This is a genomic window from Nostoc sp. ChiVER01, assembly GCF_034531155.1.
Lineage (GTDB): Bacteria > Cyanobacteriota > Cyanobacteriia > Cyanobacteriales > Nostocaceae > Nostoc.
This window is the reverse complement of sequence record NZ_JAVRBS010000042.1, coordinates 40,975-60,022: the sequence shown is the minus strand read 5'-3', so window position 1 is coordinate 60,022 and position 19,048 is coordinate 40,975. Positions and strand designations below refer to the sequence as shown.

17 protein-coding genes are annotated in these 19,048 nt (G+C 39.7%); 13 read left to right on the top strand and 4 right to left on the bottom strand.

Annotated features, from left to right (window positions below; genetic code table 11):
• Positions 1-333 precede the first annotated feature (333 nt).
• From RMY00_RS33350 to pip, 5 genes are all read left to right on the top strand, one after another.
• Positions 334-717: a hypothetical protein gene (locus RMY00_RS33350; RefSeq protein WP_322651642.1), complete on the top strand. Its 384-nt coding sequence runs from the start codon at positions 334-336 to the stop codon at positions 715-717.
• 279 nt (positions 718-996) lie between these two features.
• Positions 997-1,440 carry an aspartyl protease family protein gene (locus RMY00_RS33345; protein ID WP_322651641.1) on the top strand — a complete coding sequence of 148 codons (444 nt, stop codon included), beginning with the start codon at positions 997-999 and terminating at the stop codon, positions 1,438-1,440.
• Positions 1,441-1,528: 88 nt separating this feature from the next.
• A complete protein-coding gene (locus tag RMY00_RS33340; protein ID WP_322651640.1) occupies positions 1,529-2,179 on the top strand; it encodes a tetratricopeptide repeat protein in 651 nt (216 codons plus the stop codon).
• A gap of 86 nt (positions 2,180-2,265) precedes the next feature.
• Positions 2,266-3,162, top strand: a complete 897-nt coding sequence (locus RMY00_RS33335) for a hypothetical protein (RefSeq protein ID WP_322651639.1) — start codon at positions 2,266-2,268, stop codon at positions 3,160-3,162.
• A 130-nt stretch (positions 3,163-3,292) separates the two neighbouring features.
• Entirely contained in the window at positions 3,293-4,240 is a 948-nt protein-coding gene (gene pip / locus RMY00_RS33330) for a prolyl aminopeptidase (RefSeq protein WP_322651638.1), read from the top strand.
• Between the two features lie 193 nt (positions 4,241-4,433).
• Here pip and RMY00_RS33325 read toward each other — a convergent pair whose 3' ends face one another.
• The gene (locus RMY00_RS33325) at positions 4,434-5,450 is read right to left on the bottom strand and encodes an SMP-30/gluconolactonase/LRE family protein (RefSeq protein ID WP_322651637.1); all 1,017 of its coding nucleotides are present in this window, start codon (positions 5,448-5,450) and stop codon (positions 4,434-4,436) included.
• 512 nt (positions 5,451-5,962) lie between these two features.
• On the opposite strand from RMY00_RS33325, the gene RMY00_RS33320 reads away from it, so the two are divergent.
• A complete protein-coding gene (locus tag RMY00_RS33320; protein ID WP_322651636.1) occupies positions 5,963-6,607 on the top strand; it encodes a DUF4232 domain-containing protein in 645 nt (214 codons plus the stop codon).
• A gap of 98 nt (positions 6,608-6,705) precedes the next feature.
• Positions 6,706-7,500 carry a GH25 family lysozyme gene (locus tag RMY00_RS33315; RefSeq protein WP_322651635.1) on the top strand — a complete coding sequence of 265 codons (795 nt, stop codon included), beginning with the start codon at positions 6,706-6,708 and terminating at the stop codon, positions 7,498-7,500.
• Positions 7,501-8,033: 533 nt separating this feature from the next.
• On the opposite strand, the gene RMY00_RS33310 is transcribed toward RMY00_RS33315, so the two are convergent.
• Together RMY00_RS33310 and RMY00_RS33305 are read right to left on the bottom strand one after the other, a co-directional pair.
• Positions 8,034-8,483, bottom strand: coding sequence for an NUDIX hydrolase (locus RMY00_RS33310; protein ID WP_322651634.1), 450 nt, complete (start codon positions 8,481-8,483; stop codon positions 8,034-8,036).
• A 604-nt stretch (positions 8,484-9,087) separates the two neighbouring features.
• The gene (locus tag RMY00_RS33305; protein ID WP_322651633.1) at positions 9,088-10,053 is read right to left on the bottom strand and encodes an RsmB/NOP family class I SAM-dependent RNA methyltransferase; all 966 of its coding nucleotides are present in this window, start codon (positions 10,051-10,053) and stop codon (positions 9,088-9,090) included.
• Between the two features lie 164 nt (positions 10,054-10,217).
• Between RMY00_RS33305 and RMY00_RS33300 the strand changes: the two genes are divergently transcribed.
• The 5 genes from RMY00_RS33300 (at position 10,218) to RMY00_RS33280 (ending at position 17,397) form a co-directional block, all read left to right on the top strand.
• Positions 10,218-11,633 carry a DUF2157 domain-containing protein gene (locus RMY00_RS33300; protein WP_322651632.1) on the top strand — a complete coding sequence of 472 codons (1,416 nt, stop codon included), beginning with the start codon at positions 10,218-10,220 and terminating at the stop codon, positions 11,631-11,633.
• A 172-nt stretch (positions 11,634-11,805) separates the two neighbouring features.
• Entirely contained in the window at positions 11,806-12,516 is a 711-nt protein-coding gene (locus RMY00_RS33295; protein ID WP_322651631.1) for a GDYXXLXY domain-containing protein, read from the top strand.
• Positions 12,517-14,140: 1,624 nt separating this feature from the next.
• The gene (locus RMY00_RS33290; RefSeq protein ID WP_322651630.1) at positions 14,141-15,517 is read left to right on the top strand and encodes a cytochrome P450; all 1,377 of its coding nucleotides are present in this window, start codon (positions 14,141-14,143) and stop codon (positions 15,515-15,517) included.
• A gap of 328 nt (positions 15,518-15,845) precedes the next feature.
• Positions 15,846-16,301, top strand: coding sequence for a DUF1392 domain-containing protein (locus RMY00_RS33285; RefSeq protein ID WP_322651629.1), 456 nt, complete (start codon positions 15,846-15,848; stop codon positions 16,299-16,301).
• A gap of 304 nt (positions 16,302-16,605) precedes the next feature.
• On the top strand, positions 16,606-17,397 hold the full coding sequence (locus RMY00_RS33280; RefSeq protein WP_322651628.1) for a DUF3891 family protein: 792 nt from the start codon (positions 16,606-16,608) through the stop codon (positions 17,395-17,397).
• 299 nt (positions 17,398-17,696) lie between these two features.
• Here RMY00_RS33280 and RMY00_RS33275 read toward each other — a convergent pair whose 3' ends face one another.
• The gene (locus tag RMY00_RS33275; RefSeq protein ID WP_322651627.1) at positions 17,697-17,960 is read right to left on the bottom strand and encodes a hypothetical protein; all 264 of its coding nucleotides are present in this window, start codon (positions 17,958-17,960) and stop codon (positions 17,697-17,699) included.
• A gap of 114 nt (positions 17,961-18,074) precedes the next feature.
• On the opposite strand from RMY00_RS33275, the gene RMY00_RS33270 reads away from it, so the two are divergent.
• The gene (locus tag RMY00_RS33270; RefSeq protein ID WP_322651626.1) at positions 18,075-19,031 is read left to right on the top strand and encodes an ABC transporter substrate-binding protein; all 957 of its coding nucleotides are present in this window, start codon (positions 18,075-18,077) and stop codon (positions 19,029-19,031) included.
• The last annotated feature ends 17 nt before the right edge of the window (positions 19,032-19,048 follow it).

Below are 19,048 nucleotides of genomic sequence, written 5' to 3'. Positions count from 1 at the left end.
TATTGAATTCGGGCAGTCGTTTATTGAATTCGGGCAGTCGTTTATTGAATTCGGGTAGTCGTTTATTGAATTCGGGTAGTCGTTTATTGAATTCGGGCAGTCGTTTATTGAATTTGGGTAGTCGTTTATTGAATTCGGGCAGTCGTTTATTGAATTCGGGCAACCTACAAGAATTTACATAAAGCAATTCAAGATTTTTGTAATAAATAAATTGATTTATACTGAATAATGCGGGTGTCAATTAACCCTAATTTTGTCTATTCTAGTGCTGTACAGTTCAGGGTAGAACTCAGTTTTTGTCCTGGCGCATTATTAAAAACAGGAAAGTGATTTATGTCACGTCCAAAACGCGGGTCTAAAGTACTTGATAGAGCGCAACGTCGGATTGCAGCTTTGAAATCGATCAGTCCTACCTTAGACTTAGGCAATGGGGTAACAATTGACTCTTTTGCAGCCCTCATCAAAACAACCCAAGACAAGTTAGAAACTTATAACTCAAGTCTCTCCACCGTGGATCTGACTCAGGGAGCCTTTGAAGTTGCCGAAAAGTCGCTGATGGAACTAACAGAACACATGTTAGTCAGTGTAGCTGCAAAGTACGGCAAGAATAGCGATGAATACAAAATGGCAGGAGGCGTTCGTCGAAGCGATGTCTACGACGGGCTACGCCTACGCAAGCGTCCGGTGCGTCAGCCTAAACAAGGGGCTGTTGTTTGATAAATCTGGATTTTACCCCACCCTAACCCTCCCCTTATAAAGGGGAGGGAACTGGATTTCCTGTTTCCCCCCTAATGTATCAGGGGGATTAAGGGGGGTATTAAACAATTCGCAATTCGCTTTTTGGCCTATTCGCAATTACGTCTTGTGATGGGGATTTAGACCCTAACACAAAACAAGCAACCCATAAGGGATGGGGTCTTCAACCCTTTAATTTGTGATAATTCGATTAAAATCACAACATACCACTTTTCAAACATCCTCTTATAGGAAAATGATATGACAAATAGCAAAAGTGAAAAAATGGGCAAAGTAACTACTACAATCACTATTATTAACCAAATTGACCAAACTCTTGCAGAAAGAGGATTTATTCCCACAGAACAAATACGCTCAATTACTTTACATGATGTTTTAGTTGACACAGGTGCAACAAGGCTGTGCTTGCCTAAAAATATTATTCTTGATTTGGGATTGCCTCTGCAAAGAGAAGTAGATGTAAAAATAGCTACAGGAGTACAAAAAGCTCGGATTTTTAAAATGTTGAATCTTTCAGTTGAGGGAAGAGAAGGGACATTCAATTGTATTGAATTACCAGAAGGTTCAGATCCGTTATTGGAATTAATACCTTTAGAAGATTTAGGATTAGAACCCGATTTACAAAATCAGAAATTGCGAGTTTTGCCAGTGGAAGGAAAAGATACTTATTTAATGGTTTTGTAATAATTATTGCAAATGCATTGCTATAAACAGCCTATTACTCAGCCCAGAAGTTATAATATCAATCAAACTTACTGAACTTTGGGTAATAATGCCAAGCGTAGCAAGTTTACTAGAGCAAGGACACAACCAACTAGATTGGGGAGAGTACCAAGCAGCTTTACAGATTTTTCAGCAAGCTGCTGTACTGGAACCGGAAAACCCCCAAATAATTTATGGGTTGGGTATAACTTGTTATAGTCTGGAACAATACCACGAGTCCATTGAATACCTGAACCAAGCTTTGAGAATTAAGCCAAACTACATTTTGGCGCTAGTATGGCGAGGATTGGTTTGCCAACAAATTGACCAAGCGCAGCAAGCACAAGCAGATTTGGATCAAGCGATCGCACTTACCCCCCAAGATGCGTTTGCCCTGCGAGGTAGAGGAATTGCATTAGATGTATTGCAACGCTACGAAGAAGCTGTTGCATCTTACGATCAAGCCATCTTGCAGATAGTTCGAGCAATACGCAAGATTATTGGTCAAAGCTTGCAGAACAACTTAAAGAACAACTTAAACAAAAGGGATTCTCAACTAAACCCAACGACAAAGATCCACAAAGCCTTTATTTCCAGAACACAATTTCAAATCATGTTGATGGTTCTTACAGTCAAGCGAATTTTGATGATAGTAACTGCCTACGTTATAGCGGCTCTGTCGCTCAAAAAATTGAATTATCTGATATTGAGCATACCTTAACTCAAATCAAAGATTTAAACCTTCTACCAGAAAATGGCAATTTAGCACTTGGAATTTCAGAAAATGGCTACTTAGGGCAAACTTGGATGATATCAGGCTGGACAGTTCTAGCTAATAACCCAATTCTTGAAGCAAACGCTCATCAAGCTTACAAAGCCATAATTCCACAAGGACATCAACATCAAAATTTAGGAGAATTTTTAGGCGCTAGAGTCTATGAAATGTGGCGTGGTGAAGGGCGTTGGGACAAAATTGAAAAAGGCAGTCATGTGATAGTTGTTTTCTATCCTGATGAAGCTACATTTGCAAAAGCTAGTAAATTTTATAATTCATGGAGATACTTGTTTTACTGTAGACATAAAATCCTTTGGGCCTATGAACAGGGACGGGAACTAAAAGAAAGACTGTCGAAGCAATATAAGCATGGTTTAATAGACCAGAATAGTTTAGAAAGTTTATCAACGAAAGGATTGCAAGAGCTAAAAAGCGAATTGCAAAAAAACATTAATACTGTATTTAATTACGTCCAAGATATAAACCTGCTACAAACTCAACAGCACACAGTTGAAGTTAATGAGCGTAACTACGAAAAACACTGTAAAAACAATTTTACAACTGAGAAATTTTTAGAAGAATTTAGCAAGATAGTCAAAGACAAATATCAGGTACAATTAGAAAAAGACTATCTCGGTCTAAATCCAGGATTAGCAATATTAGAAAACTTGACCGCTACAATTCGCGGCATGGTGGAGATAGAAGAAGCACAGCGCGATCGCAACCTCAACACTAATATTGCGATTGTAGGTATTGGACTAGCAACAAGCCAGATTGCATCCTCTGTCATTCTCGCTCAACAAACTCCACCTAAAGATATTCTTTTCTACCAAACAAAAGCTTTTTGGTACAGTATTGGCACAGGTGCGATCGCCAGCCTTGTTTTCTGGATTATTCTAACCAAAATCCTACCCCGGCTTCGTCGTTAAATTCAGCCGTGTAAAACTAGGAATTTTTAGAAGATAATCTTCCTTGTGTAATGCGTGCGAGCGCGCCAACGATCTAACAACTCAGGGCTGACGCGATCGCGATGATAATATTACTGATAAAATATCGAAAATGCGAGAACTTTACCCAGCGATCGAGCCTTATTTAGAAGGTAATTTACAGGTTTCTGACCTTCATACCATTCATTTTGAAGAGTCAGGGAACCCGCAAGGTCAACCCATCGTTTTGCTGCATGGGGGCCCTGGTGGTGCATGTCCAGCTTTTTATCGGCAATATTTCCACCCCGAAAAATGGCGGTTAGTCATGTTTGACCAGCGCGGTTGTGGTCAAAGTACGCCTCATGCTGAATTACGAGAAAACACCACTTGGGATTTAGTCAGTGATATTGAAAAACTGCGCCAACATTTAGGTATAGAAATGTGGGTGGTCTTCGGTGGTAGTTGGGGTAGCACTTTATCATTAGCCTACAGTCAAACCCATCCCTCTAGCTGCGCGGGATTAATTCTGCGTGGTATTTTCATGCTAAGGCAAAAAGAGTTGCGATGGTTTTACCAAGAGGGTGCTAGCTATATTTTTCCTGATGCTTGGGAAGAATATCTCAAACCAATTCCCATAGACGAACGTGATGATTTAATCGCAGCATATTACAAACGTTTGACCAATCCAGATTTAGAAATTCAATTAACAGCAGCGCGTGCTTGGTCAATTTGGGAAGCTAGTACCAGTAGACTTTTCTTAGATCCAGAACTCATGCAAAAGTTTGGGGAGAATGAATTTGCTTCAGCTTTTGCACGTATTGAATGCCATTACTTTATGAATAAGGGATTTTTGGAAACAGAAGATCAATTACTCTTAAATGTAGACCGTATCCGCCATATTCCGGCTGTAATTATTCAGGGACGCTATGATGTAGTCTGCCCAATGATATCAGCTTGGGAATTACATCGCGCTTGGCCAGAAGCTGAATTTATAGTGGTTCCTGATGCCGGACATTCGATGAGTGAAGCAGGAATTCGTAGTGCTTTGATTGAAGCAACAGATAATATCGAATTTGAGTAATGCACTTCCAAAAAATAAAATCGCCAATCAATAGTAGTAATAATTTTTATTAGAAGGGGAGTAGTAATCATTGGCTACTACTCCCCCTCCAAATTGTAATAAATTCCATTTAGATGCAAATTTTTGGGTATTTGGAATCAAAATGCTCAAATCGCCTGGGCTGCCTACTCAAACTACAGTGATTGCTGGATTTTTATGATGTGGCTTTTTGCTTACGCCTAAGTACCTTGCTTGCTCCTAGCACAGCACCAAGTGCCAACACAGCTAGCCCCATTCTAGGTTCAGGAATAACAGTGCTATCTTCAGTGAAAGCCAAAAAGCCAGCCCCATTTAACCCACCTCGACCGGCAGGGATAAAGGTGTCAATAAAAGCTCCAGTCTTGCCATCGTAACGCAACACGTTGTTACTATTTAAGCCACTAACGTAAAGGTTGCCGTTGTTACCAAAGATTGGCTTGACAGGCCCGTTAAGTCCCCCACTGCCAGCAGGAATAAAGGTGTCAATAAAAGCTCCTGTTTTTCCATTAAAGCGCGAAATATTGTTACTCACAAAGTTAGCAACATATAGATTGCCATCTGCTCCAAAGGTCAAACCAGCAGGTTCTGAACTTTTTGCCTCTGTAGCAAAAGTGTCAATAAAAGCTCCTGTTTGTCCGTTGTAGCGAAGAATATTATCCGTTAGAGAGCTACTGACGTAAAGGTTATTGTCTGAACCAAAGCTCAAACCAAAAGGAGAAGTGAGTCCGCCGCTACTTGAAGGAACAAAAGTATCAATAAAAGCTCCTGTTTGTCCGTTGTAGCGGAGAACACTATTACTAGTGCGGCTGTTAATACTGGTAACGTAGAGGTTGCCATCAGGCCCAAAAACTAAGTTTTCAGGTGCATCTAGTCCACCACTACCGGAAGGAACAAAGGTACTAATGAAATTCCCTGTTTTCCCGTCGTAGCGTTGGATACTACCGTTCAAAATACTGCTTACATAAAGATTATTATCCGGGCCAATAGTTAAACCAGTTGTTCCCTTTAGTCCACCACTACCTGAAGAAACAAAGTCATCAATGAATTCTCCCGTTTTTTCGTCGTAGCGCAGAATAGAATTATTATTAAAACTCCCGACTAAAACTGCTGCATTAGCTCTTGGGGCTATCCATCCTAGCAAGGCAAAGCCGATCAGTGGAAGACTGATCTGACAAAAATTGAAAAATCTCATAATTTTGTTAGCTACAACAATCGTAATTACTTACTATAGTTAACCATACATTTGTAGCGTTTCTATAGTTATGTAAAGTAAGTTGCTAGTTAATGCTCCTAACCTGTATCAAAAAGATACAAAAATCGAGATTTGAAGCATTGCTAAATACCAAAAATTCAAAATTTATAGTTCTAAGTAGGCGCTTTTTGATAACTAGTAACTTGGGTTATGTAGATAGACGATCTGAACCAGATATAAATCTATTTCTCTACATTATTTAAAATTCCAAAGGATAAATCGCATTTTGTCAATACGTTTCTTTATAAACTTACACTTAATTATTAGTTTCTATCTTTTCTAAGAGATGCTCTGCGAACGCGGAGAGTACTTGACGGTTCGTTTAATAATTCAGTGGATCTTTATAGTAAATTTGTATAAGATAAAACGCACAACGAGGCAATCCTTAGTGAATCTGGAAACTTATACTGTGTGTGAAGCATCAGTGTAAGTAGTTAACTACAAAAAAAGATATGCGAATTTCAATTGTGAAAAGCAGTATATTGTTGCTCCTAACTGCAATGACAACTGGCTGTGTCGGTTCTTCCTCTGTTACAAAACAGCCGCAAGCTTTGCCAACAAGCACTGAGCAGCCGACGAAAGAAGCTGTATTAAACTCAACAGCTACACCGACAGCAAAACCTATAGAGCATTCCACCCCTGAAGCCACTATTGCTGCAAATCCGACGCGCTGTGAAACTAGCCAATTATCAGTGCGCCGAGTCTCTGAAGATGCTGGAGTTGGGAATGTTGCACTTACCTATGCCTTCACAAATAACGCCTCATCCCCTTGCACCCTCTACGGTTATCCAGGATTGGCACTACTGGATGAAAAAGATCAGCCTTTGAAGAAAGTAAAAATTCTTCGCTCCGAGAGCACTTACTTTTCGAGTAAGCAACCTCGACAACAAGTAACTCTAGCTCCGGGAAAACAAGCCTCATTTCAGATAGCATATAACCACATTCGTTCCACGGAGGAACAATGCCCAATGTCTAGTAAGATTGAAATCACACCTCCTAATGCTTATAAGCACTTTACCCTCACAGAACAAATTAATCCTTGTACAGGTAAAGTCAGAGTGACTCCAGTGCGATCTGCTGACGCTCAACCTAAGTAAATTTCAGTAATTCACTCAAATACCCAAAAAAAGCATAAATTTAATCAAAGCCTCTGATAAGTTCACTATTGTACTAATCAAAAAGGTTAAAGAGTTATATGGAAGGAATTGATGTTTTCGATCAAGACGGCAGAGTAGATTGGACAGCAGTAAAAAACTCTGGTAAAACTTTTGCATTTGTCAAAGCCACAGAAGGAGTTACTATCAAAGATTCTGCTTTTGCTCATCACTGGCAAACCATGAAAACTGTTGGTATTATTCGGGGTGCTTATCATTTCCTTCATTCCCATACATCAAACCCGGTTGAGCAAGCAAAGGAATTCTTGAAAACGCTGGGTAAATTAGAACCAGGAGATTTACCACCAGTTTTGGATGTAGAGGTAACTGATAAAGGAGGAAATAGCCAAGAAGTAATTAATGCAGCTAAACAGTGGTTAGCAGAGGTGGAAAAAGCCCTTCTACAACAAACACAAAAACCAATCAAACCGATTATTTATACTTACCCTAATTACTGGGAACAAATTGGCAATCCATCTGATTTTGCTAGTTATCCATTATGGATTGCCCACTACGGAACTAAGAACCCAACTATTCCTAGTGCTTGGCAGGGACAATACCTAATCCATCAATATGAAGGTGACGTATCTGGTGTAGCTGGTGTTAGTGGTCGAGCCGATTTGAATAGATTTAATTCCTTACAGCTAGGAGATTCTGGGCTAAGAGTCAAACAATTACAACAGCAATTAAAAAATATTGGATTGTATACTGATAGCATTGATGGGCTTTTTTCTGAGTCAGTTAAGAATGCAATTGTTAGTTTCCAAACATCTAAAGGATTGCAAGCTGATGGAATTGTCGGGATCAAAACTTGGGTAGCTTTATTGTGGATTTAGAACGAACACTCAATAAATATATCCATACCACCATTAAATAAATGTAAATATGGGTAATGTTTAACGTCTAATATTTACTTGTTTTAACTATAGCTACTTATTGAAAATCTCTCAGAGGCTGTTTTAAAAGTAGTTTGCTGTAATTTTAATCACATTCTTACCTCTCTTAATCCCCCCGATGTTTTAGGGGTAAACAAGAAAAATCTGGTTCCCTCCCCTTTATAAGGGGAGGGTTAGGGTAGGGTAAAAAATATTTGATACATCAATTATGACTTTTCAAACAATCTCTCAAATTGTTCCAGGGTTTTTCAATAAGTAGCTATTACCGCAAGGCGGAAGTCAAAAGTCAAAAGTGTTATGAAATAAGCTCTTCAAGGCTTTTCAATGAGCTGCTTATTTACGCCATGCTGTACTAGCCATAAATTCATTTAATTTTGTATGTAGTAGAAACCTTGCTATAAGCAATGAATCGCTCAGTACAAACTAGGATTTTATTGTATGTTTAATTATGCATATTTAATTACTAGATGTTTCTATACTTGAGTAGAATCTCGAAATGCACAAAAGTGAGATTCGACCTGGAAAAAACCTTTAAGAATTCGTTTAAGTGAATTAAACTTAACCCGCCTGATAGCTTTAGTAACTTCTACCCACTGCCGTTTTCTTTTACTTGCTTCTGGATAATCTTCACTTAGCATCTCAACTGGTAACAAATACATCTTGACTCGATAAATTTTTCCTCCTTTACGGTACTTATAACTACCGAGTTCATTGGTGTCTACTTGCCCAATTACCCCTGCTTCTTCCCAGGCCTCTTTGGCTGCTGAAGCGGGCGGACTCATGCCATTAGGAATATCTCCTTTCGGAATTACCCAGTGTTGAAAGTTACGGGTTGTGATTAGCAAGATTTCGACTTTGCCATTGTTCACTCTATAAGGAATTACTCCAGACTGTTTAAAGACTTTGCTGATTTTTCGACTCATGTCATTTGCATCCTTTACGGTATAGCTTTTTTGTACAATGTTTATTTCAAAAAGTCGAGAGCTGATACCGGATAAATTTTAGTTAATTTAAGGTTATGAAAAGGTTAAAATTGTTTTTGTTAACCATAAAAGTTAATTATTGAAAGTTATTAATTGTTGAAGTAGTACCGCACAACCGCAAGGCGGAAGTCACGCATTCACGCATTCACGCATAATTGTATTCCAAGCTTTTGTGCTATTTGAAATGGTGAACCAGCGTTGCGAGAGGGTTTCCAACGCCAGATGCTCCACTTGGGGAGACCCCAAGACCGCACTGGCTCCTTTGCAGGCAACTGGTGTTAGCGTAGCGGTAGCGTTAGCGAAGCGGTAGCGATAGCGCAGCGTTAGTGAGGAACGAACGTCGGAACGAGCGTCCGTAGGAGCGTCACCCGAAGGGTACGCTTATTTCTACCGTGCTGTACTAGGTTTGTAACCTTATAAATATAAAATCAATTGCTGTAAAAAGTGTACTTCTGGTGGCTGATTGACAAATGTAGCACTATTCAAAACATGAGATATTTTATAAGGCTTAATGCCAAAATATCTGCCATCAATTTAACTAACTTTACTTTTTCAAATTTTGGTAGATATACAGCGAAGAGATTGTATTGAAATCTACTTCTTTACCCTCCTTTTCATGCTTGTTAGTATTTTTAAACAGTATTGTAAATGCGCCAGCACCTAACATATCTTGAGGAAACATCCGATAACAAGGTATTTTAGTTAAATGCGACTGATATTTGGCTAAATTACTAATTTCTATTGCCTGAAACTGGGGAAAGCGTTCCAAAAACCATTCACAAACTTGCTCATTTTCTTCGGGTGAATATGTGCAGGTCATATAAGCAAGATAGCCTTGTGATGAAACAAGTTTAGCAGAGTTAGCTATAATACGTTTTTGCCGATTGGCGCTCTTGTTAATAGCAGTTGGGTGAAAACATCCAGGAGCTTTTTCACCTTTAGCAAGTAAAGATTGCCCAGTACAAGGAGCATCTACTATTACTAGATTGCTAGAGTCGGAAAACATTTCGGCAAATATACTCGAATCTCTATTAACTACTGCACTGGGGCTAATCTGGCAACGTTTAAAATTAGAAATTAGCATTCCCAGACGTTTGCCAATTACTTCGTTACTAATAAGTAAATCAGGTTGTAAAGCTTTCCAAGCAAAAATGCTTTTACCTCCTGGTGCAGCACACATATCAAAAACTAAACTTACTGGTTGAGAAATAGCTAACAAAGTAGTAGCTGCAAACACCGAAGAAAAGTCTAAACAATAGAAATATCCTTGTTGATGTAAGGGATGTTGACCGGGTTTTTCTCCCAAACATAAACGGTCTATAAATTGTGGTTGCCAATAGGTTGATGTTTCCACTGTCAAAGGCGAAATATCTGGCTTTTCTTTACACCAAAGAATGCTGGGTGAAAATGGCTGAGGATTCATTAAAGCCTCAATAAATTTTTCTTGCTCATCTAGATTAGTGAACAAACGCCGTGAGACTTTAAGTAATAAATTAGAAGGTTTTTCCATGTAGATTATTAATTACGAATTAGAAATTAGTCAGTTGTATCAAAATCAAAATAAAACTGTTACACAAGAACAATGTAATTAAGGCTTTTGGCTTCATACTCAAAATATAATGACCGCCATTGGGAACGCAATGGCCAAGCTACCCCACTGCACCGGAGAAGGTCATGTTCTTAGATAGTTTTCCGCAAAAATTACGCAAAGAAGCACAATTATGGAGGGATGAAGGATTAATTAGTTCTTCGCTCTATGAGCAAATAGCAGAACGTTATCAGTTTAAAAACCTGGAAGCTGCTACACGCGATCGCAATAAAGCGATCGCAATCGCCATAGGCGGCGTCCTTCTATGCTTAGGCATAATTACTTTTGTAGCAGGAAACTGGCAGGGAGGATCGCGAGAAGTTAAGTTTATTCTGCTGATAAGTTTGTTTTTTGCGATCGCAATCACTGGTTTTTACAATTGGATAACACCTGAAGGAAAGAAGCCACAAAAAAGCAAACGCTTACTGGGAGAGGGGTTGCTCATTTTAAGCGCCTTAATTTTCGGTGCAAATTTACTGCTGATGGCCCAGATGTTCAATATTGCTGGTTCAACTTCCCAACTGTTTCTCGCCTGGGGGTTGGGTGTTGTAGTGATGGCCTTTAGTTTGTGCTTAAATTCTTTAGGAATTCTGTCAATTATCCTCGTGGAAATCGGCTATTGGACAGGATTAGAAGACTTGTGGTACGCTTCAACCGATCCAACTTGGTCGCGCCTAGTGGTGCAGCACATGCCTTTGTTGGCATGGATAGTATTTGTACCCTTAGCCTACTTCTGTCGTTCGCGTTGGATTTTTGGTCTAGCAGCCTTTGTCTTTGCTAGTTCTTTACAGGCCAACCTTAATCCTCTACCACTGCTGAATTATGCTGATATAGCCCCTTGGGTGGCATCTTTTGCTTTTGCACTCCCACCTGCATTATTCTGGAGTTATGATGACTTGCTGTTTCCAAGCATAAATTATAGGTTGTTTCAATCTCTGGCCCGTAATTTAGCCTTGTTAAGCTTCGGCATTGTCTTTTATATCTTGTCTTTTCGTTGGGTCTGGGAATCTCCAAATTATAGTTATAATCAGCCTACGAATGTGACAAACTTATTCGCGTCTCTGCCGATTATCGATTTGGGGATTCTCAGTGGCTTGGCGGTATTGCAATGGTTGTTTCTACTGCGTCAAAGAAATAACCCTCCGCGCCGCGAAGTGATTTTCACGACTGCTGTCATTAGTACCTTTCTTGCCTTTATTACTGTAGTACCTTTTTGGCATCAAACTATCAGCCGGATTGATGAACTTGGTGTTTTTATTTTCAATGTACTTCTAGCAACATTAGCCTGGGGACTAATTCAGGAAGGATTGAAATTAAACAACAGAAGTTCCTTTTGGGGTGGTATGTTGTTAGTAACACTGCAAATTATCAGTCGCGTGCAAGAGTACGATACCGATTTACTTTTCAAGTCCCTAGTCTTTGTTTTGTGCGGTTCTGCTTTAATTAGTGCTGGACTCTGGTTTGAACGCCGCTTACCTGGTGGTAGTGCGAGTAAAAAATAGTGTAAAGGATGAAAGAATCTGTGCAAATTTTAGATTTTGAATTTTGGATTTTGGATTGAATCTAAAATCTAAAATATAAAATCCAAAATAAAGTTTTTAAAGTTTCTCTGCGTCAGTCCTAATCTCGTTACTTTTGACCTCCTCAATCCCTCTGCTTTTTAGGACTACGCTCATGACTAATAGTTCTTCTGAATCTAAAAATAAAACCTTGTCTCCCGAAGCTGAGTTCTCTAGTAAAGTGACTTTTCGGGATTACTTGATTGCGAGTGAACAAAAATCGAATAAGCCTTTGCCTTTTTGGCGGTTACTAGCTCCCCTAGCGCTGCAAACAGGGCTAATTATGGCAGTACCAGCCCAAGCACTTTATACAGATGTGGCAGGTAAGACAGTGATTTTGCAAACCGTACCTGTAAACCCTAACAATGTGCTAGAAGGTAACACCTTAGACTTAGATTACAATATATCCCGCACTGCAAATTTGAGCAGATTACCTGGTTGGCAAACATTAGTCAGTAAAGGTCGTGGAAGTGGCAGAAGATTGCCTGAAGGAACCAACATCTACGTGACTTTGCAAGAGCAACTATCCACTGGTCGCGGTGTTCCTAGAGCTTGGAGACCGTTACGAGTAAGTAGCGATCGCCCCACAACTCTAAGAGCTAATCAGGCAGCCTTAAAAGGTGTTTATCAAGATGGTTCTGTTAACTACGGCTTAGAAACATATTACATCCCAGAAAACCAACGGCAGCAAATTAGGAACGATTTGCAAGCCCAACGCGCCCGTAGAGGACAAGTACCGCCCATTGTGGTGAAGGCGAAAGTTGATCCACAGGGCAAAGCAGTGCCAATTAGTATGTGGGTGCGCGATCGCAACTATCGCTTTTAAGCTAGTAGGCAAATAAACATTGCATATTTACACGCAAGATTTATCTTCAAAGTTCTGAGCATCGGCTTCCGGCGCTCAGACTTCTTTGTTTGTCGTTTGTAAATACAAATGACAAACCAATAGAAAGCATTATTAACTTAATTTTAATAATTAAAGCCGAGTTATACCAATTCTGTATGAAGATGCGCTAAACCATATTTAAGTACAAGGAAGAAAAACGAACCGCAAAGGACGCAAAGTACACAAAGAAAGAATTTAAGAAGGTTTGGCGCAGCCTCACAAAGAAATGGTATTAACACTCTTAGTATTGAGTTAACTCTAAGTTACTGTTGCACTTAAATAACCGTTAACTTGCTATGTATAATTGCCTGAACCGAGGCTTACAAAGCATCTATAATTTTATAACTTGTAACAGTGAAATAAAAATATAAAGGACATACAAAGTTCAGTAGTTATTATATACATTTATTAGTAAATAATATAAAGATTATGCAAAGATATTTTTGAAAGATAGACATTTAAGTAAATTTTCGCTACGCAAGTACTATTATGTTCAGGTGTTACCTATTTTCAAGTGTTGAATAAGAGATTATTTGTCGTTATTAACACTCTTAAAAGTTGTTGGAATCAAAACAGATAATTCATTAGCCAACAATTGTAAAGTCTGAAACTTTCTAGTTATGACTTTGTGAATTTCTGATCAAAGAAAGCCTGATATCAGAGTTCTCTGTGAATTCTGACTTAAAGCAAGATTTTCAGGGTTTAAAACTCTATCACACTCAATTGAGGAAAGTTATATTATGGCCAGATTAATTGTTTCTTTGCCCCCGTTCATAGGTACTTCTGGTTCCGATTCAGTGGTGGGATTAGAGGATAATGCATTCCCAGCAATTGGAATTGAGGTTTAAAAAAAGGGAGTCATTGATACCCAAGCAGGTAAAGACACTATCAAGGGTACTGGCAGAGGCGGAAAAAATAACACCGAAACTGGCGGCTCAGGCATAGGTATTACTAACAGTGGCATCATCAATGCAGGGATAGGAGACGATACTATCGAGGGCACAGGCGCTGGCGGTGAAGGCTTTCGAGGTCACCTTGCAAATGGTATAGGTATATCTAACACTCAGGGCGGTTACATTAATGGAGGAGATGGAAAAGATTCGATCTTCGGAACCGGAAACGGAGGCAACTTTTCTATTGGAGACCTTAAATTTGTTATAGGCATCAATAATACTCAGGATAGCCGCATTGATGGAGGATTTGGGGACGACTTTATCACAGGAACTGCACTTGGATTTGAAGACACTCATGTAGGAATCTCTAACACTGAGGGCAGTGATATTAATGGAGGAGAAGGGAACGATTCCATCAAGCTCCAACAATTACACCATTAAACGTGATGATTTCACCCTTAATGTCTTGAATGTTGAGAATATCGTCTTCTTTGGCGCTGCTCCCCAGTAAACTATGCTTTGGGTTCCTGATGGGATGAGGGAAAGGCGTATAGCCTTTCCCTTCCTTTTTAATTGGCGATCGCTTCGATTTTCAGATGCAAAGCCCAACCTGTTCAGTTACCCTAAATACAGACAAATCTTGTAGATGGCAAGGCTGAATAGTTGAACCCATGAAAATCCAACAAAAACAATCACAAAACCAAAACATTCTGACTCAAAATCAACTCCCTTTACCTCCCGGAAGCTTAGGCTTACCATTGATTGGAGAGACAATTAGCTTTTTGCGTGATCCAGATTTTGCTACCAAACGACAACAGAAGTACGGCAATATTTTTAAAACTAATCTATTTGGTTCGCCAACTATTATGATGGTGGGAGCAGAAGCTAATCGTTATTTATTTAGTCACGAAAACCAGAATTTTGTAATTAAATGGCCAGAGAGCGTTGCAACATTACTCGGCCCTACTTCTTTATCAATGCAAACGGGTAGCATTCATCAAAAAAGACGCAAATTATTATCACAAGCGTTTCAACCGAGAGCTTTGGCAAGTTATCTACCAGCAATGTCAGAAATTAGCGCTCGCTACTTCAAAAAATGGGAAAAATTGAATCAATTCACTTGGTATCCTGAGCTTAGGCAATATACTTTTGATATAGCTTGTAAATTATTAGTAGGAACAGACACTACTAAGGATACCCATTTTATTGAAGTATTTGAAGAATGGTGTGCCGGATTATTTACTCTCCCTATTAGGTTACCTTGGACGAAATTTGGTAAAGCATTAAAATGCCGAGAAAAGTTATTAGCAAAAATTGAAGAGATTATTTTACAGCGTCAACAACAAGGAAATAATCATCAAGATGCTTTAGGTTTATTGTTAGATTCCAAGGATGAAGATGGTAATAGTTTAAGTCTAGAAGAATTAAAAGATCAAATTCTAACTTTACTATTTGCTGGGCATGAAACCTTAACTTCTGCACTATCTTCTCTATGTTTGCTGTTAGCGCAAAATCCAGAAGTTTTAGCAGCCGCTAAAAGAGAACAACAACAAATAAGTTGTGCAGGTGAGCTAAAATCTGAACATCTGAAACAAATGACTTACCTAGACCAAATACTCAAGGAAGTTTTGCGAATTACTCCTCCAGTTGGTGGTGGTTTTCGTTCGGTTATCCAAACTTGTGAGTTTAAGGGGTATCGTATTCCCCAAGGTTGGTCTGTATTATATCAGATAGGTAAAACCCATCGAGATCAGAGCATATATAAAAATCCTGATAATTTTGAGCCGCAAAGGTTTGGTATAGATAGGGTTGAGGATCAATCTAAACCTTTTGGTTACGTTCCTTTTGGAGGTGGAATCAGAGAATGTTTAGGTAAGGAATTTGCTAAATTAGAGATGAAAATATTTGCTGCTTTGCTATTGCGTGGTTATGAATGGGAACTTGTACCAGAGCAAGATTTAGATTTAGTAATGATACCCACGCCCCGACCCCGTGATTCTTTAAAGGTAGTTTTCCGTTCCATACAGGGGGTAAAAAACTCAGGTTAAAAAAGACCTTATATTTTTAAACCTATCGAGCTAGAACATTTGCTTTGGGAATCACTTTGCAAAGTGCTGCGTAAGCGTTCGCGTAGCGTCTCGTAGAGAAGCTCATCGTAGACATTGCTGGATTGGTCAACCATCCTTGAAGCGGATAATATATATCATTCCCGTTGTCCTTCCAGGCTTCTACTCGCCCCCTGCCCCCTGCTCCCTGCTCCCTGCCCCTTGCCTCTCTGGAGTAGCTCACCAAGATGTTGCTGTGACTGGATTTTGAAATTACATCCGGATTATACAAGTGCAAAGTAGTTTATGTATAAAAAAGAGATTACTTTGCATGATTAATCAAATTGTCGCTTTAGAATCTTGTTGGCATAGTTCTGTACCGTGGGGAAAAGACATGCCACCATTGGCAGTTCAAATCCTGGAAAAAGTTTTTTTATCAAACTCTGATATATCAGGCTACTGTTGTGGTGTTCAATGGGAGAGACAGGAATGGATTTATGCCATTGTCTGTTGTCGTGAAATACTCTATTTGTCTCAAAAAGAATTTTCTGGAACAAACTTAGTAGAAAAAGCTCCAGTTGCTACACCAACTTTTAAATTGGGGGATGTGGTGGAAGTTGATTTTAGTGAAGAACCATCACGTCGGATTATTCAAGGGATTTTTAGCTTGAAAAACAATTGGCTTTATGCAGTAGAATGGCGTTCCCCAATTTTGGAAGAAATGGCATCGGTTCAAAGTAGAATTATCTGGCTTGCGGATGTAGATTTAGTAAAAGTGAATGCATGACTATGTTTTTGGAGCTGTACCAAAAAAGTTAGTGCGTTTATCTAAGTCTGCGCTTAATCATTTAGGTTGATTTTCTATTGCTGGGATTGAATCTGAATAGTAAGTCAACCAAATCCCAAATCCGATATTACTTTCCAAAAATTGCATCATCGCTAATGTTCAACTTTGGGCATTTACAGTAACTTTTATAGTTAGGCAGTGCTAATTCTCAAATTAGACCTACAGTTAGACCTACAGATTGTAGAAAATTAGCCCTTGTTTTGTATAAGTTGAAAGATACAATAACAGGCTAAAATTTAAACTCATGCTACATCGTGTATCAAAGTATGGAGTAATTTGTATCACTCAACCCCATCATGCCTGGCTTTCAGGTCAATTAGCACGAGCTTGGGGAAATGAGCAATTTGGTCAGTTTATTCCTAAAGAAGAAGTTTATCTGGCCGCAGAACAGCATGACATTGGGTGGTTGCGGTGGGAGCAGCAGCCTACGCTTAACCCCCAAACTGGCTACCCTTACAAATTTACAGAATTGGCAACTGAGGTGCATATAGATATTTGGTCGGGTGCTAAACAGCTAGCACTTCCTTTAGGTAGATATGCAACGCTACTGATTTCATTGCACGGAACAGGATTGTATGAGAGATTCACAAGTTGGCAAAACTCAGAGAAGTCTACTCAAATTGTTCAAGATTTTCTAAAAAACGAGTATGCATTTCAAAACCAGATTATTGAACTTCTTAAAAAAGATGGATATTATGCACCTTATGTAATGCCAAAGCTAATAGAGCGCAATAAAAAACTAGTGGCAACATGGGATGCACTTTCGATAATTTTATGTGAAGGAAAAACTGGAGAAAACTATGTTAATCAAGTTCCAACCACTAATGGTACAACTACATTAAAGTTAAGTTTGACAGAAGATAAAGAGCATCATCATACAGTAATGATATCTCCTTGGGCATTTGAGCAAAGCGAAATCAAGCTAGTCTATGAAGGACGCCTTTTGCAAGAAACTTTTAAGGATGAAGCAGTGATGCGAGAGGTTTTGACAAATGATTGTTGGGTAACTCTAAGTACTACTTTGATACCAGGCTGACGGATGATATTTTGAACAACTTACTGCACCTTCAAGAAATATCGCCGCTTTCGTGTCCACACCCGTCACAATTTGCGTGCTGTTCAAAACACGCAGTATTTACACTGTAGTATAAAGATTTACTATTGGATAAAATAATGCTTAGAGGCATAAGATACGTATACACTATATACTCTACTGAGGCAAATAAATCGGTAGAGTATTTTTTTGACACTCTCCCACCAAGCTTACGCGTTTGCCAAAAAAGTTTTTAAACGCCGATTCCAAGTTCTTGAGTAACTGTTGCAGAACAGGTATTTTTATTGCCCAACAATACAGGAAAGAAAAACCCGTCGTACTTCAGATGCACCGCGCAGACTTGGCTCGATCATCGCTGTGAACCATGATGGATCTTGAAACTCTGGAAACAGGCGATCGTCATTCTGGACGAGGAGTTGTCCTGGATGAACTCCATACTCGTTATATCGTCCGCAATCTAAAATTGAGTCTCCAAAGGTATATAGCGTCAGCATTGCTTGCTCCCGTCGATTGCAGCCCAAGAGAGTCAGGAAAGACGCTAGCATGAGCAGATGGTAGACAATATAAATCAGAAGATGGATCTAAGTATAATTAGCGATCGCACACGAGAAATAGAATATCTGATGGGGTTATGAAAAGTGAAACCTGTCCGAGTCTATATGTCAAAGTTTCTGGTATTTAGCGTCTACGCTGTGATTATTGTTGCGGCTTTCTCGCAGTCTGGCTGTGTGCGTGAGAAAACAAAAAAAATTGTCGGATTTTCGCAAACAGAGAACATTGGGCCGTGGCGCATCGCCGAAACGAATAGTATCAAAGAGGAGGCTGCCAAGCGTAAGAAAACTTACGATTTCTTGATGACGGATGCTCAGGGGCAGACATCGAAGCAATTTTCCGACATCGAAGATTTAATCGCTCGACAAGTCGATGCCATATTTCTTGCGCCACGCGAATATGAGGGTCTTACACCTGCTCTTGAAACAGCGAGAGCAGCAAAAATACCAGTGTTTCTCATTGATCGTGAAGCTGCGGGAAGACCAGGCGAGGATTTCGTCAGCTTTCTCGGTTCGGATTTCATTGTCCAAGGCCACCGCGTTGGCAAATGGCTGGCTCAGGCTACTAATGGCAAGGCGTCTATTGTGGAACTCACTGGAACAGCAGGGTCATCGGTCGCAATTGATCGGGCAAAGGGATTTCGGGATGCGATCGCCAGTTATCCCAATATGAAGATCATCGCCACCCAAACGGCGGATTTTTCGCGGGCTGCGGCCGTGCGTGTAATGGAAAACATCATCCAGGCTAAAGGTTCTGATATCACCGCAGTTTATGCTCACAATGACGAAATGGCATTGGGCGCAATCCAGGCTCTCAAGTCAGCAGGCATGAAGCCTGGTAAGGATGTGATCGTCGGTTCAATCGATGGTCAGAAAGCCGCACTTGAAGCGATTATTCGCGGCGAACTTGGCGTGAGTGTCGAGTCGAACCCACGTTTTGGCCCTCTTGTTTTCGCTACGATGGAGAAGTATTTTGCTGGCAAAAAGATTCCTCCTAAAATAATTCTTCAGGACAGACTCTTTGACGTAACAAACGCCAAAGATTTTGTGCATGAAGCATACTAATACCGCAAAGCAAAAGT

Bases quoted from the DNA above. Each gene is read 5' to 3' on its own strand.
- RMY00_RS33300 (WP_322651632.1), top strand. From the start codon at position 10,218: ATGTTCTTAGATAGTTTTCCGCAAAAATTACGCAAAGAAGCACAATTA.
- RMY00_RS33290 (WP_322651630.1), top strand. From the start codon at position 14,141: ATGAAAATCCAACAAAAACAATCACAAAACCAAAACATTCTGACTCAA.
- RMY00_RS33295 (WP_322651631.1), top strand. From the start codon at position 11,806: ATGACTAATAGTTCTTCTGAATCTAAAAATAAAACCTTGTCTCCCGAA.
- RMY00_RS33335 (WP_322651639.1), top strand. From the start codon at position 2,266: ATGATATCAGGCTGGACAGTTCTAGCTAATAACCCAATTCTTGAAGCA.
- RMY00_RS33305 (WP_322651633.1), bottom strand. From the start codon at position 10,053: ATGGAAAAACCTTCTAATTTATTACTTAAAGTCTCACGGCGTTTGTTC.
- RMY00_RS33310 (WP_322651634.1), bottom strand. From the start codon at position 8,483: ATGAGTCGAAAAATCAGCAAAGTCTTTAAACAGTCTGGAGTAATTCCT.
- RMY00_RS33280 (WP_322651628.1), top strand. From the start codon at position 16,606: ATGCTACATCGTGTATCAAAGTATGGAGTAATTTGTATCACTCAACCC.
- RMY00_RS33275 (WP_322651627.1), bottom strand. From the start codon at position 17,960: ATGCTAGCGTCTTTCCTGACTCTCTTGGGCTGCAATCGACGGGAGCAA.
- RMY00_RS33320 (WP_322651636.1), top strand. From the start codon at position 5,963: ATGCGAATTTCAATTGTGAAAAGCAGTATATTGTTGCTCCTAACTGCA.
- RMY00_RS33285 (WP_322651629.1), top strand. From the start codon at position 15,846: ATGATTAATCAAATTGTCGCTTTAGAATCTTGTTGGCATAGTTCTGTA.
- RMY00_RS33345 (WP_322651641.1), top strand. From the start codon at position 997: ATGACAAATAGCAAAAGTGAAAAAATGGGCAAAGTAACTACTACAATC.
- RMY00_RS33325 (WP_322651637.1), bottom strand. From the start codon at position 5,450: ATGAGATTTTTCAATTTTTGTCAGATCAGTCTTCCACTGATCGGCTTT.
- RMY00_RS33340 (WP_322651640.1), top strand. From the start codon at position 1,529: ATGCCAAGCGTAGCAAGTTTACTAGAGCAAGGACACAACCAACTAGAT.
- pip (WP_322651638.1), top strand. From the start codon at position 3,293: ATGCGAGAACTTTACCCAGCGATCGAGCCTTATTTAGAAGGTAATTTA.
- RMY00_RS33315 (WP_322651635.1), top strand. From the start codon at position 6,706: ATGGAAGGAATTGATGTTTTCGATCAAGACGGCAGAGTAGATTGGACA.
- RMY00_RS33270 (WP_322651626.1), top strand. From the start codon at position 18,075: ATGTCAAAGTTTCTGGTATTTAGCGTCTACGCTGTGATTATTGTTGCG.
- RMY00_RS33350 (WP_322651642.1), top strand. From the start codon at position 334: ATGTCACGTCCAAAACGCGGGTCTAAAGTACTTGATAGAGCGCAACGT.